12 protein-coding genes are annotated in these 14,714 nt (G+C 62.7%); 1 reads left to right on the top strand and 11 read right to left on the bottom strand.

Annotated features, from left to right (window positions below; genetic code table 11):
- Positions 1 to 7: 7 nt before the first annotated feature.
- Entirely contained in the window at positions 8 to 2,734 is a 2,727-nt protein-coding gene (gene secA, locus KUV45_RS10660; RefSeq protein ID WP_206937335.1) for a preprotein translocase subunit SecA, read from the bottom strand.
- 77 nt (positions 2,735 to 2,811) lie between these two features.
- Positions 2,812 to 3,159, bottom strand: a complete 348-nt coding sequence (locus KUV45_RS10655; protein WP_222163018.1) for a hypothetical protein — start codon at positions 3,157 to 3,159, stop codon at positions 2,812 to 2,814.
- A gap of 95 nt (positions 3,160 to 3,254) precedes the next feature.
- On the opposite strand from KUV45_RS10655, the gene KUV45_RS10650 reads away from it, so the two are divergent.
- Positions 3,255 to 3,722 (top strand): DUF721 domain-containing protein, encoded by a 468-nt coding sequence (locus KUV45_RS10650; RefSeq protein ID WP_206937330.1) that lies wholly within the window; start codon positions 3,255 to 3,257, stop codon positions 3,720 to 3,722.
- A gap of 306 nt (positions 3,723 to 4,028) precedes the next feature.
- On the opposite strand, the gene lpxC is transcribed toward KUV45_RS10650, so the two are convergent.
- The 9 genes from lpxC to murD all read right to left on the bottom strand — a co-directional run bounded on the left by lpxC (position 4,029) and on the right by murD (position 14,707).
- Positions 4,029 to 4,940: a UDP-3-O-acyl-N-acetylglucosamine deacetylase gene (gene lpxC / locus KUV45_RS10645; RefSeq protein ID WP_222163017.1), complete on the bottom strand. Its 912-nt coding sequence runs from the start codon at positions 4,938 to 4,940 to the stop codon at positions 4,029 to 4,031.
- 122 nt (positions 4,941 to 5,062) lie between these two features.
- Entirely contained in the window at positions 5,063 to 6,250 is a 1,188-nt protein-coding gene (gene ftsZ / locus KUV45_RS10640) for a cell division protein FtsZ (RefSeq protein WP_206937325.1), read from the bottom strand.
- A 34-nt stretch (positions 6,251 to 6,284) separates the two neighbouring features.
- Positions 6,285 to 7,574 (bottom strand): cell division protein FtsA, encoded by a 1,290-nt coding sequence (gene ftsA, locus KUV45_RS10635; protein WP_206937323.1) that lies wholly within the window; start codon positions 7,572 to 7,574, stop codon positions 6,285 to 6,287.
- Positions 7,575 to 7,805: 231 nt separating this feature from the next.
- Entirely contained in the window at positions 7,806 to 8,531 is a 726-nt protein-coding gene (locus KUV45_RS10630) for a cell division protein FtsQ/DivIB (protein ID WP_222163016.1), read from the bottom strand.
- Between the two features lies 1 nt (position 8,532).
- Positions 8,533 to 9,459, bottom strand: a complete 927-nt coding sequence (locus KUV45_RS10625) for a D-alanine--D-alanine ligase (protein ID WP_222163015.1) — start codon at positions 9,457 to 9,459, stop codon at positions 8,533 to 8,535.
- Positions 9,456 to 10,886, bottom strand: a complete 1,431-nt coding sequence (murC, locus tag KUV45_RS10620) for a UDP-N-acetylmuramate--L-alanine ligase (RefSeq protein ID WP_222163230.1) — start codon at positions 10,884 to 10,886, stop codon at positions 9,456 to 9,458. The genes KUV45_RS10625 and murC overlap by 4 nt, the downstream gene beginning before the upstream one ends.
- Positions 10,887 to 10,968: 82 nt before the next feature.
- A complete protein-coding gene (gene murG, locus KUV45_RS10615) occupies positions 10,969 to 12,054 on the bottom strand; it encodes an undecaprenyldiphospho-muramoylpentapeptide beta-N-acetylglucosaminyltransferase (protein WP_224852039.1) in 1,086 nt (361 codons plus the stop codon).
- Entirely contained in the window at positions 12,051 to 13,295 is a 1,245-nt protein-coding gene (ftsW, locus tag KUV45_RS10610) for a putative lipid II flippase FtsW (RefSeq protein ID WP_206937315.1), read from the bottom strand. Before ftsW ends, murG begins: the two co-directional genes overlap by 4 nt.
- On the bottom strand, positions 13,292 to 14,707 hold the full coding sequence (gene murD, locus KUV45_RS10605) for a UDP-N-acetylmuramoyl-L-alanine--D-glutamate ligase (protein WP_222163014.1): 1,416 nt from the start codon (positions 14,705 to 14,707) through the stop codon (positions 13,292 to 13,294). The genes ftsW and murD overlap by 4 nt, the downstream gene beginning before the upstream one ends.
- Positions 14,708 to 14,714 lie beyond the last annotated feature (7 nt).

Below are 14,714 nucleotides of genomic sequence, written 5' to 3'. Positions count from 1 at the left end.
AGCTTGCTCAGCTGAGCTTGCCGCAGCACTGCTTGTACTTCTTGCCAGAACCGCACGGGCAAGCGTCGTTGCGACCGACCTTGGGGGCATCGCGGCGCACTGGACGCTGGTCAGCCATCTCATTCACGTGCCGCTGGCCATCGTCCTCCGCTGCCGGCGCCTCGTCATGCCGACTGGCCGCCTGGGCGCTTTCCCGAGCCAAGGCTTCGCGCCGCTGACGCTCGAGTGCGTCGACTTCCTCCGGCGCACGCACCTGGACGTGACTGAGGATACGCGTGACGTCGGCCTTGATGTTGGTCAGCAGATTCTGGAACAGCTCGAAGGACTCGCGCTTGTACTCCTGCTTCGGATTTTTCTGCGCATAACCACGCAGGTGAATGCCGCGACGCAGGTGGTCCATCGACTGGAGGTGCTCTTTCCAGCGAGTGTCCAGCACCTGCAGCATGACCTGTTTCTCGAACCGACGCATCAGCTCTTCACCGGCGATGGCCACCTTGGCCTGATAGGTCTCGCGGTGCTGAGTCTGCAGGCGTTCGCGCAGCTGCTCCTCGTGGAACCGGTCATCCTCTTCCGCCCACTGCACCACCGGCGCCTCGAGCTGATACTCGCTCTTGAGGTGAGCCTCAAGACCGGCCAGGTCCCACTGCTCCGGCAGGCTCTGAGGCGGCACAAAGGCACTGATCGCCTCGTCCAGCACCTCTTCGCGAATGCCCATCACATTCTCGGACACGTCACTGGCCGCCAGAATCTCGTTGCGCTGCTCGTAGATCACACGGCGCTGGTCATTGGCCACATCATCATATTCAAGCAGCTGCTTGCGGATGTCGAAGTTGCGACCCTCGACCTTCTTCTGGGCACGCTCCACCGCATTGGACACCATCTTGTGCTCGATGGCTTCGCCCCGCTCGAGTCCCAGCGCCTGCATGAGCTTCTGCACACGCTCGGAGCCGAACAGACGCATCAGATTGTCTTCGAGGGACAGGAAGAAGCGCGTGGAGCCCGGATCGCCCTGGCGACCGGAGCGGCCGCGCAACTGGTTGTCGATACGCCGCGACTCGTGGCGCTCAGAACCGATAACGTGAAGGCCACCGGCCGCCAGCACGGCCTCGTGACGCTCTTTCCAAGCCTCCTTGAGCGCTTCGACATCGGCGTCGGAGGGGTTGTCCAGGGTGGCAGCTTCCGCCTCCCAGTTGCCCCCCAGCATGATGTCGGTACCGCGACCGGCCATATTGGTGGCAATGGTGACGGCACCGGGACGACCGGCCTGGGCGATGATGTCGGCTTCGCGCTGGTGCTGCTTGGCATTAAGCACGTTGAAGTCGATACCCGACTTGCGCATCAGCTCTGCCAGATACTCCGACGTCTCGATGGATGCGGTACCCACCAGCACCGGACGACCGGCCTCGACCTGTACCTTGACGTCCTCGATGATGGCCTCGTACTTCTCTTCAGCACTGAGGTACACCAGGTCATTCATGTCCTTTCTCGCCAGCGGGCGATTGGTCGGAATGACCACCACGTCGAGTCCATAGATCTGACGGAACTCGAAGGCCTCGGTATCCGCAGTACCGGTCATGCCGGACAGTTTTTCGTACAGGCGGAAGTAGTTCTGGAAGGTCGTCGAGGCCAACGTCTGACTTTCACGCTGAACCGTCACGCCCTCCTTGGCCTCGACAGCCTGGTGCAGGCCTTCCGACCAGCGGCGGCCGGGCATGGTACGACCGGTATGCTCATCGACGATCACGACCTGACCGTCACTGACGATATAGTCCACGTCGACGTGGTACAGGTGTCGTGCACGCAGGGCCGAGTGCATGTGCTGCAGCAGGTTGAGGTTCTGCGCGGCGTAGAGAGAGTCCTCCTCGCCCAGCAGCCCCTGGGCCCGCATCAGCTCCTCCACTCGATGGTGGCCACCCTCGGTCAACTCTACCTGCTTTTGCTTCTCGTCCAGAGTGAAGTCGCCGCTCTCGGGATCTTCCTCGTCGGTGCACGGAGCAAGCTCCTGGGCCAGGCGATCCACGACCTTGTAGAGCTCGGTGTTTTCATCCACTGCACCGGAGATGATCAGCGGTGTGCGAGCTTCATCGATCAGGATCGAGTCGACCTCATCGACAATGGCGAAGTAGAGGTCACGCTGAACCTTGTCCTCCAGCGAAAACGCCATGTTGTCGCGCAGGTAGTCGAAACCAAACTCGTTGTTGGTGCCATAGGTGATGTCGCAGGCGTAGGAATCACGCTTTTCTTCAGACGTCTGGCCGGAGTAGATCACCCCCACCGACAGCCCCAGAAACTCATACAGAGGGCGCATCCAGTTGGCGTCACGCCGTGCCAGATAATCGTTGACGGTGACGACATGCACGCCCTTGCCGGGCAACGCATTCAGATACACCGCCAGAGTGGCTACCAGGGTCTTGCCCTCGCCGGTCTTCATCTCGGCGATCCGACCGCGATTGAGGGTCATGCCACCAATGAGCTGTACATCGAAATGGCGCATGCCCATGACCCGCTTACTGGCCTCTCGCACGGTGGCAAAGGCTTCCGGCAGCAGCGCGTCCAGCGACTCGCCCCCGGCCAGACGCTCACGGAACTCCGCCGTGCGGGCACTCAGGGCCGCGTCGTCCAGGCTCTCCAGGCTCGACTCGAGCTCGTTGACGGCGCGCACCTGGCGAAACATACGTTTGACGTCACGGTCGTTCTTGGAACCGACCACTTTACGCAACAGGGAATTGATCATGACACTTCCTGACATTGACTGGCTGAAGTGAGCTCTCCGCTCATCGGAAAACTCACGCAATAACGACGTCCTTGATGTCAGCCAACGACAGGGGGAGCCCTTGGCGCGCGTACATCCAGTGCAGCGACCGCAGGCAAATAAAAGGCATCCCGGCGCAGATCAGCGCGTACCGAGTGATAGGTGAGGGAGACTCGCGGGTGAGAGGCCAGCCGATGCCGACAGGCCTTGAGCATGGTATGCGCGCGTATGACCGCCGGGGCCATGATACATATCTGCACCAGCCGCTCGGTCGCTCTGGGCGACTCGGCCGCCGCCAGGCTCGCCGGTAACAGACACCCTACCAGCAAACCGGCCAGCCACCACCGCGCTACACGCCGGGCACTCGCCTCGCGGGGGCAGCTACGATGTGATTCCAGGGCTGTCATGCTGTCGGGCAACTCCGTCGCGTGCTAGTCTCGGTGCCACCCATTGGCAACGACACACTCTCCATTGATCCTGGGAAACCCCAAGACACAAGCTCATGAGTATAAAGGTTAAGCGGTTCCGCGCCCAGTCCATGACCGGCCTTCTTGGAGGCCGCGGGGAACTGGGCGGACTGATGCGCATGGCACGACTGATCGAGCGTGCCCAGGAACACCTGCGTAGCGAGCTGACAGCCCCCCTGGCCGACCATCTGTTTGTCGGCGGCTTTCGTGACGGACGCCTGACCCTGATCACCGATGGCGCGGCCTGGCTCACACGACTGCGCTACGAACAGCCACGACTTCTGGAGAGCCTGCACCAGCTGCCGGAGTTTCAGGCGGTCACCGGCTTTCACTTCAAGGTCCGCCCGGTACGCCCTGCCAAGGTCGCCCCCCGACAGGTCAGGCGACTGCCGGCCGAGGCCGGAGATGAGCTGTCGAGCTGTGCGGCAGACATCGAAGACCCTCGTCTGAAGCGTGCCCTCGAACGGCTGGCCGCCCATGCAGAAGCCCGCTCCGACCGCTAGCAGCGTGTCGCCCACGGCCGCGCAACGAACCCATCGACCGGCCACCCCACCTACCACACTGCGCTAGCGACCAGCCGCGGCAAGCGCGCTCGACGCGCACTCGCAACGTACGCTCGTGACGTCCACTCGGTTTGCGGCATTGCTCGCCCGCCCCCTTCAACATGGAACTCTCAAACAGCAAAACGCCGCCCCTGGGGGCGGCGTCGATGCAGGTCACGAGTACGGGCACGGGCAACAACAGGCAATGGCAAGCGAGGTGAGACTGGCGATCTGCGGGACGCTCACATCATCCTGCCACCCGCGACATCACGCCATGGCGGGCGCTGCGTAGGAAATCGGAGCGGGCTCGGCCTCGCTCTCGAAGGTCACGATTTCCCAGGCCTCCGGCTGCTCGATCAGGGCACGGCACAGCTGATTGTTGAGCGCATGCCCGGACTTCACGCCGCGGAACTCGCCAATCAGGCTGTGTCCCAGCTGGTACAGGTCGCCGATGGCATCCAGCACCTTGTGCTTGACGAATTCATCGTCGTAACGCAGACCACCGTCGTTCACGATGCGGTAGTCATCCACCACGATGGCGTTGTCGAGGCTACCGCCAAGGGCCAAATTGTTGGACCGCAGATACTCGAGATCACGCATGAAGCCGAAGGTCCGCGCGCGGGACACTTCCTTGACGAACGAGGTGGTGGAAAAGTCCACCATGGCCGTCTGCTTCTGATCTTCGAACACAGGATGGTCGAAATCGATCGCGAAGGACACCTTGAACCCCTTGTGGGGCAGGAAGATCGCTTCCTTGTCGCCTTCGGTGACCTTGATCTCGCTCTTGATGCGGATGAATTTCTTGGCCGCATTCTGCTCCTGAATACCCGCAGACTGGATCAGGAACACGAAGGGTCCGGCGCTGCCGTCCATGATGGGCACTTCCGGCGCGCTGACATCCACGTAGGCATTGTCGATACCGAGACCCGCGAAGGCGGACATCAGGTGCTCCACCGTCGCAACTTTTTCACCATCCTGGGACAGGGCAGTACACAGGGTAGTGTCGGTGACGTTCATCGCCTGGGCCGGGATGCGAACTTCCGGCTCGAGGTCGGTGCGCACGAACACAATGCCCGTGTCCACCGGCGCAGGACGAAGGGTGAGATACACCTTCTTGCCGGAGTGCAGTCCCACGCCCGTCGCGCGGATGACGTTTTTCAGGGTGCGTTGTCTGATCATTGTGCAGTCGCCAGGCAGTCGTTGGTTATGAAACACCGTTCACTATAACACCGAACGGACGTTTCAACAAAAAAACCTTGCCTTCCGATGCCCGCACCCGGAAAACCCTACGCTCGTTTCGATCAATCCGCCTGCCGACGCAAGAACGCCGGGATATCCAGATAATCGTCGAGCTCTTGTGACTTGCGCTTCTCGGCCTGGGGTCGCGCGGACTCCTGCGGCTCAGGCTTGCTCGCTGCCGCGACGCCGGCGCCACCCTGGCTGCGATTGATCGCACCCTGCTGGGGGCGTTGACGCGCCTCAGGACGTCGAGTCTGCTGCTGGCTGGCAGGCTTCTGCTGACGCGACACCTGAGCATCCAGGCCCGCTGCCACCACGGTAACGCGCAACTCGTCGGTCATGTCCATGTCGATGGAGGTACCCACGACGATGGTGGCGTCCTGGGAAGCGAACTCCTGGACAGTGGCACCGACGTCGTTGAACTCGCCAATGGAGAGATCAGGCCCTGCCGTGATGTTGACCAGAATGCCCCGGGCGCCGTGCAGGTCGATGTCTTCCAGCAGCGGGCTGCGAATGGCCTTCTCGGCGGCTTCGCGAGCGCGATTTTCACCGGTCGCTCCACCGGTTCCCATCATCGCCATGCCCATCTCTGACATCACCGTTCTAACGTCGGCAAAGTCGACGTTGATGATGCCCGGACTGGTGATCAGCTCGGCAATCCCCTGAACCGCACCCAGCAGCACATCATTCGCGGCACTGAAGGCGGTCAGCAGAGTGGCGCTCTTGCCCAGAACGGACAGCAGCTTTTCGTTGGGGATGGTGATCAACGAGTCGACGTGCTCGGACAGCTCCTTCATCCCCTCTTCGGCTGCGCGCATGCGCTTGGGACCTTCGAAGGGGAACGGGCGCGTGACCACGGCAACGGTCAGGATGCCGAGTTCCTTGGCCACCTGGGCGACCACTGGCGCGCCACCGGTGCCGGTACCGCCACCCATGCCAGCCGTGATGAAAACCATATCGGCACCGCCAAGCAGCTCGGCGATGCGCTCACGGTCTTCCATGGCCGCCTGGCGGCCGACTTCCGGATTGGCACCGGCGCCGAGCCCCTTGGTGATCTCGCCACCAAGTTGCAGAACGGTCTTGGCTGACACCCGCTTGAGCGCCTGAGCATCAGTGTTGGCGCAGATGAACTCCACCCCTTCGATGCTGCTCTCGACCATGTGATTGACAGCATTGCCGCCGCCGCCACCGACACCGATGACTTTTATGACCGCGCTGCTTGAGGGCGCGCTATCTACGACTTCGAACATTTGCCCCGTCTCCTGAGCCGCTTGAGCGGCCCTTTCAGAAATTTCCTTTGAACCAGCCTTTTATCTTTTCCAGCGCCGGAATCCTTTCCTCTGGTCCACGCCGGGAGACGTCCTCGCGCCTCGGTTGCGCCGAGGTGGTGCCACCCTGCCCTTGGTGAGCACGACCCTGACGGGCTTCATGTAGAGCGTAATGTAACAAACCGACACCCGTCGAATAAATCGGATTTCGCACCACATCGGCGAGACCTCTCACATTCTGCGGACAGGCCACCCTGACCGGCATGTGAAATATCTCTTCGGCAAGCTCCACCACACCTTCCATGCGCGAGGTTCCGCCGGTCAACACGACGCCAGCAGCCACCAGATCCTCGAAGCCGCTGCGGCGCAGTTCGTCACGCACCAGGGTGAACAGCTCTTCGTAGCGAGGTTCTACCACCTCGGCCAGGGACTGGCGTGACAGGTCCCGTGCAGGACGGTCGCCAACGCTCGGCACTTTGATCATCTCGTCGCTGGAGGCCAGCTGAGTCAGAGCGCAGGCATACTTGACCTTGATCTCCTCGGCGTACTGCGCGGGTGTGCGCAGCGCCATGGCGATATCGTTGGTGACCTGGTCACCGGCAATCGGAATCACTGCAGTATGACGGATGGCGCCTTCGGTGAATACGGCAATATCGGTGGTACCGCCACCAATATCCACCATGCACACACCCAGCTCGCGTTCGTCTTCGGTCAGCACCGCATGACTGGACGCCAACTGCTCGAGAATAATGGCGTCCACATCCAGGCCACAGCGACGCACACACTTTTCGATATTCTGCACCGCATTGAGCGCCGCGGTGACCAGGTGAACACGGGCTTCCAGGCGCACACCGGACATGCCCAGCGGCTCGCGAATTCCGCCCTGGGTGTCGATGGCGAATTCCTGGGGCAATACATGCAGGACGCGCTGCCCTTCTGAGATAGCCCTGGCCCTGGCGGAGTCGATGACGCGATCAATATCCGATGGCGCGACCTCCCGCTCCTTGATGGCCACGACCCCGTCGGAATTCATGGAACTGATATGGCTTCCTGCAATGCCGACATACACGGAATGAATGTCGCAACCTGCCATCAATTCCGCTTCTTCCACCGCACGCTGAATAGACTGAACCGTGGACTCAATATTGATCACCACTCCCTTTTTCATACCTCGGGAAGGGTGAGAGCCGATACCGGCGATTTCGATGCCACCATCGTCGGTGGGCTGACCCACGATCGCTACGACCTTGGATGTTCCGATATCCAGCCCGACTACCATATTGGACACGTTGGATGGACCTGCCATGAGCCGGGAAATCTCCTTGAACGGATTCCGTAACCTTGGAACCTGCCGCTGTTATAAAAAAACCTGGGACGATTATAGAAACAAGTGCACTTGTTCGGCCAGCCCAGGACGTTCATTCATTCCACGATACGGGCTCATTTAAACAAAAGAAACCTCGAAAACCTGTCTTTGAGCAGCAAGAGTGTCGCCACTTTTAATCGCCGTCGTTCTTTTGTCGATTAAAGGCGACGCTCAGCCATTGGACGATTCGCCCCCATCGACCGGCTCCGTCTCACCATGCCAGGCCACGGAGACCCCGTTGGGGTAACGCAGATCGATGTAGCGAATGTGCGACGCCACACTGCCCAACTCACCACGCCAAGCGGCTTCGAGACGCCCGAGGCGTGCTTCGAGATCGCCACGCCCGAGCATGATCCAGACCCCACTGGCCAACTGGAAGCGCCATGCACCGCGTGGCTCGAGGCGCAGCTGCTGCACGTCGAGCCCCATCCGCTCCAAGCGCTGCTCCAGGGTGGCGAAGTAGGCCAGCACCTCTGCGCCCGCCCCCACCGGACCCGCCATGTCCGGCAGACCGTCAGGGGGCGCTACCGGAGCGTAGGCGAAGGGCTCGCCCTCGGCATTCAACAGCTTGTCATCGTTCCAACGGGCCACCGGGCGCTGCTCTTCCAGCTCGAAGGTGAGCGCATTCGGCCACTCGCGACGAATGCGCACTTCCTTCAACCAACCGACCTTGAGCGCCTCTTCCCGCAGGGCCTCCAGATCCACCGACAGCCAGGTCTTGCCCTGTACCAAGGGTGCCAATTGTCGCTTGAGATAAGAAGCGTCCACATGATGCAGCTCACCTCCAATGGACACTCTTTCGATGGGACGATCAAGCCATAGCCATAACGCCTGACCGCCCGCCCCCAGCAGGACGACGAGCAGAAAGATGCCAAGCGACGAGCCGCGTCGGATCATGTCAGCCGCGCTCCCTGGCGGTATCGATGATCCCCAGTACCAACTGGTCGAAGTTCATCCCGGCGTGGGCTGCCGCCTGAGGCACCAGACTATGATCGGTCATGCCCGGCACTGTATTGACCTCAAGCAGCCAGAAACGCCCGTCGCCGTCCCGCATCACGTCGACACGCCCCCAGCCCTGGCAACCAATGGCTTCGAAAGCGGCGACGCACAGCTCGCCCAGCGCCGTCTCTTCGGCCTCGCTCAAGCCGCACGGGAGGTGGTAGATCGTCTCGTTGGACAGGTATTTGGCCTCATAGTCATAGAAGCCGCTGGGCACCTCGACGCGAATGGCCGGAAGCGCCTTGTCGCCAAGAACCGACAAGGTAAATTCGTCTCCGCTCACAAAACGCTCGGCCATCACTCGGGCGTCGAATCTGGCGGCCTCGTGATAGGCATTTTCGAGCTCGGAACGGCTCTTGACGATGCTGATGCCGATGGTCGACCCCTCATGCACTGGCTTGACGACCAGTGGCAGCCCCAGCTTCGCAACGACCTCATCCCAGTCAGCTGAGGGTGTCAGCAGTACGCTCTCGGGGGTGGGCATCCCCAGCGCCTGCCACAGCGCCTTGGTGCGCATCTTGTCCATGCCCAGCGCCGACGCCAGCACGCCGCTACCGGTGTAGGGAATGCCTGCCAGTTCCAGCGCACCTTGCAGACAGCCGTCCTCACCGCCCCGGCCGTGCAGAGCGATGAACACCAGGTCAGGGCTCAGCGCCTCAAGCCCGGCGACGCCGCCGTCGGCGAGGTCGTAGCCGGTCACGTTCAGACCCAGGCGCTGACAAGCGGCCAGCACCGCTGCACCACTCTTCAGGGAGACCTCACGCTCGGCGCTGTGGCCGCCATAGACAACCACAACATGGCCAAGGGATTGCGCGTGTTGGTTCACAGTGTCACCTCATCAAACTGCAGCAGAGCATCGGCCAGTCGCTGGGAAATACCCCCCACGTCGCCCGCGCCTTGAGTGATCAGAATGTCGCCAGGCTTGACCACCTTGGCCAGCAACGCCGGCAGCTCCGTCTTGTCCTGGGCAAAGATCGGGTCCACTTCTCCGCGCTGGCGGATCGATCCGGCCAGGCTGCGCCCGTCGGCACCGGGAAGCAGCGCTTCACCAGCGCTGTAGACGTCGAGCAGCACCAGGGTGTCGACGCTGGACAGCACGCGCACGAAGTCCTCGTAGAGATCCCGTGTACGGGAATAACGGTGTGGCTGGTACACCATGACCAGACGACGGCTGGGCCAGCCATCACGCACCGCCTTGATCACCATCTCCACTTCACGGGGATGATGGCCATAGTCATCGACCAGCATAACGTCAGCTTCGGCTTCACCGTCGCCCTCACGCCGGGGTGCAGGGAAGTTGCCGTGAACCTGGAACCGACGCCCGACACCGGCAAACCCGGCCAACCCTCGGAGGATAGCGCCAGCTTCGACCCCGGCATCCGTCGCCACGGCAATCGCGGCCAGTGCATTCAGCGCGTTGTGACGGCCCGGCATGGCCAGCCTCACCTCGAGATCTTCAAGATCCCCCGGGCGCACCGCGGTAAAGCGGACTTCACCAGCACTCTGCTCGAAGTTCTCGATGCGGTAGTCAGCGTCAGCAGAGAAGCCATAGGTAACAAACTGGCGATTGATACGGTCCAGCAGGCCTCTCACGTTGTCATCATCGATGCACAACACTGCAAGGCCGTAGAACGGCAGGTTGTGCAGAAACTCGATAAAGGTGTGCTTCAGCCGCTCGAAATCCCCACCATAGGTGCTCATATGGTCGGCATCGATATTGGTCACGATGCTGACCATGGGCTGCAAGTGCAGGAAGGATGCGTCGGATTCATCCGCCTCGGCCACCAGGTAGTCACCCTGGCCGAGCTGGGCGTTGGTGCCAGCACTGGTCAGCTTGCCGCCGATAACGAAGGTGGGATCCAGCCCGCCTTCACCCAGCAGGGTAGCCGTCAAGCTCGTCGTGGTGGTCTTGCCGTGGGTGCCAGCGACCGCGATGCCGTGCCGAAAGCGCATCAGCTCGGCCAGCATTTCCGCCCGGCGCACTACCGGAACACGATGTTCGTGGGCCCATTTGAGCTCTGGGTTGTCCTCGGCCACTGCGGTGGACACGACGACCACGTCCGCGCCATCGGCGTGCTCCGCGGCATGTCCGATGAACACCCGCGCGCCGCAGCTTTCCAGGCGAGCTACCACGGATGAGCGTCGCAGATCGCTGCCGCTGACGTGATAGCCCTGGTTAGCCAGCACCTCCGCGATACCGCACATGCCGGCGCCACCGATACCCACAAAGTGAATGCGACGAATCCGGCGCATGCCCAGGCCACGTGCGGGTGCCGGGCCTTGTCCGGCAAGAGGAGATGGGGTCACTTGGCCGGGTACCGGCCCTTGGGTCTGATTACTCAAAGCCTGTCTCCATACAGCCCGCTACCAGTCGATCCACGGCGTCCAGATGGGCCTCAGCCCGTGCCTTGCTCGCCATGCTCGCCAGTGTGTCGGGCTCAAGCAACGTCTCAAGGCGCTGTGCCAGAGACGTCGGGTTCATGTCTCGTTGCTGAATCAGTGCCGCCGCGCCAGCACTGACCAATGCCTGGGCGTTGGCCGTCTGGTGATCGTCCACCGCATGGGGAAATGGCACGAACAAGGCTGGCTTTGCCGCCGCAGCCAGCTCGGCCACGGTCAGGGCACCGGAACGGCAGACCACCAGGTCGGCCCAGTCATAGGCCGCCGCCATATCCGCGATAAAGTCACTGACCTGTGCCTCGACGCCGCTGGCGGCGTAGCCCTCGCGGGTCGCCTGGTCCTTGTCGCGCCCCGCCTGATGGCGGACCTCGGGACGCATCTCTTCCGGGAGCGAGGCCAGCGCCTCGGGCACCTGTTGATTGAGCGCCAAGGCACCCAGGGATCCGCCCACCACCAACAGGCGCAGTCGCCGGCCACGCATCTCGCTGGCCTGGCGCAGGGTGTCGCCCAGCGCGGCAATTTCCTCACGCACGGGATTGCCGATCACCTCTGCCCTGCCGCCAAAGGCCTGGGGAAAGGCGGCATAGACGCGCCGCGCCAAGCGCGACAGCGCGCGGTTGGTCAAGCCGGCGACCGCGTTCTGTTCATGTATCACCAGTGGCTTACCACACCACTTCGCCGCCAGCCCACCGGGGCCGCTGGCGAAGCCGCCCAGCCCTACCACCAGCTGGGGGTCGTATTCACGAATGATCTGGCGAGCCTGACACACTGCACGGGACAGCCGCACCGGCGCCAACAACCAGCCGGCAGCGCCGTTACCGCGCAAGCCGCTGACAGCGATCTGGTGAAGCGGGATGCCCGCCTCCGGAACCAGACGATTCTCTATGCCCCTGGGGCTACCCAGCCAGGCCACCTCAACGCCCTGAGCCTGAAGGCCCCGCGCCAGCGACAGTGCGGGAATAACATGTCCCCCGGTGCCGCCGGCCATGATCAATGCTCGCCTTCCCTGTTGCTCGCTCACGGCTTCACTCCTGCAGCCTGGGTTCGTCTCGGCGCCCTGCGCCCCGACTCGCGCTTGGCTGTCGGAGACTGCCGGCGCAATCGCTCGCGGGTCTCGACATCCACCCGCAGCAGCAGTGCCACCATGACACAGCTCACCACCAGGCTGGACCCGCCGTAGGACAGTAGCGGCAGGGTCAACCCCTTGGTCGGCAGCATGCCGGTACTGACCGCAATATTGATAAATGCCTGGGCGCCAATCACCAGCGCAATGCCATAACTGAGGTACGCAGCGAAGGGCATTCTGGCAAGCTCAGCCCGGCGACCCACCGCCATTGCCCGCCATACCAGCAGGGCGAACAGGCCAACGACGGCGATGGCCCCGATCATGCCGAGCTCTTCAGCCAGCACCGCAAACACGAAATCGGTGTGTGCTTCCGGCAGGTAGAACAGCTTCTGCACGCTATTACCCAAGCCCATGCCGATCAAATGGCCGCGCCCAAAGGCGATCAACGCCTGGGTCAGCTGATAACCACTGGCGAACTGGTCCGCCCAGGGATCGATAAAACTGGTCAGGCGTGCCATCCGGTAAGGTTCGGCCACCGCCAGGATGGCGCCGAGAGACCCCACCAGGATAAACAGCAGAATGAAGCGCCCCCAGGGCGCCCCAGCCATCAACAGCATCCCCATGACACAGCTGGTCATGACCACGACACCACCGTAATCCGGCTCGAGAATCAGCAGCACCGCGACCACGCCCACCACCACCAGAGGACGCAGGAACGCTCCCCACTGACGCCTCACCTGGGGCAAGAACCGCTCAAGATAACCGGCCATGTAGGTGATCAGGCAGAGCTTGGCTACCTCGGAAGCCTGCAAATTGAACGGCACTCCGGGAATCGACAGCCAGCGACGGCTGCCATTGACCTCACGCCCCACCAGCAGCACCAGCAGCAGAAGCACCAGCCCGACCAGCAGCAGCAGCGGGCCATTGGCCTTCCACCAGGCCAGCGGCACTCGCAGCGCCAGAGCGCCAACCGTCAGGCCACCCAGCACAAAGATGCCGTGTCGAATACTGAAGTACCAGGCATTGCCGGTCAGGCTGGTCGCTACTTCGGTAGACGCCGAGGTCACCATGATCCAACCCATCAACAGCAGCGACAGGGTGGCGACCAGCAACCAGCCATCAAAGCTGTGATCACGAGTCGACAGGTGCTCGCGCAGGACACCGAAACGATGCCGGGTTCGGGACAGGCGACTCATGTACGGCCTCCATTGGCCAGAGCGTGAACAAGCGAGCGGAAGGCCTCGCCGCGAGCCAGATAGTTGGGGAACTGGTCGAGGCTGGCGCAGGCAGGCGACAGCAACACCACGTCTCCCGGCTCGGCGATGTGCCGGGCACGCTCAACCGCAGCGCGTAGATCGTCGACCCGCGTCACCGGCACCCGCTCGGCCAACGCCTGTGCCAGCTGCGGCGCGTCTTGACCAAACAGCACGGCCTCCCGTGCGTAGTGCCCCAGCGGCTGCGCCAAGGGACTGAAGTCAGCCCCCTTGCCCACACCGCCGGCCAGCAGGATGAGCCGCCCCTTGAGGGTCGGCCCGAGACCGGCAATCGCGGCCAGCGTGGCGCCGACGTTGGTGCCCTTGGAGTCATTGATCCAGTCGACCTCGCCTACCGTTGCCAGCCACTCACTGCGGTGCGCAAGCCCGGTAAACCTCTCCAGCACGCTGGCCATGTCCTCCAGCGGAAATCCGAGCCGATACCCCATGGCCATGGCGGCCAAGGCGTTGGCCTGATGATGGCGTCCTACCTGACGCATACGGGAAACCGGAAACAACGGGCGCGGGCCATGCATGAACCACGGCTCGCCCTGGTGCTCTGCCACGCCCCAGTCATCATGCTCGGGCGCGGGATCCACGACCCCAAAGCGCGACACCGCAGGCAGTGACGACTCCGGCCAGGTCTCAGGGTCTTCCGCATTGATGACCCCATGGGAGGCACCGCGGAAAATCCGCTGCTTGGCTCGACGATAGCCCGCCATATCACCATGGCGATCGAGGTGGTCCTCACTCAGGTTGAGAAAGGCAGCGGACTCGGCGCCAAGCCAAGGGGTGGTCTCGAGCTGAAAGCTGGACAGCTCCAGCACGTAGAGATCCGCCGACGGCTCCTGTATCAGCAGGTCGAGGGCCGGGGTACCGAGATTGCCTCCCACCGCGACCTTGCGACCGGCCTCACGCGCCATCTCGCCTACCAGGGTGGTCACCGTGGACTTGGCATTGGCGCCGGTGATGGCGACGATCGGTGCCTGGCAGGCGCGGCAAAATAGTGCAATCTCGCCGATCAGCCGTGGCTCTCCCGTATCGTCCCGGCGATCCTCGGCAAGGGCTGCAAAGCACGGCTGATGGGGGTCGACACCAGGGCTGAGCACGACTTCCCGCGCGTGATCGAGGACGAGCCCCGCTAGTGGGCCTAGGCGGTACGGCACCTCGGGAAACTCACGCAGAAACGCATCGAGTCCAGGCGGGGCGTCGCGGGTATCCACCACCATGAACTCTCGGCCAAGGCGCTCCAGATGGCGACAGATAGCCATCCCCGATACCCCAAGACCCACCACCACCGTCATCGACGCCGGCACCACCAGGTGCTGCGGCAAGCGTGAGCGACTCGCGTTCATGTCAGCC

The sequence above is a fragment of the Halomonas sp. DP3Y7-2 genome, assembly GCF_019800795.1.
Taxonomy (GTDB): domain Bacteria; phylum Pseudomonadota; class Gammaproteobacteria; order Pseudomonadales; family Halomonadaceae; genus Halomonas; species Halomonas litopenaei_A.
The sequence above is the reverse complement of the archived record's forward strand: the minus strand, read 5'-3'. Positions and strand labels throughout refer to the sequence as shown.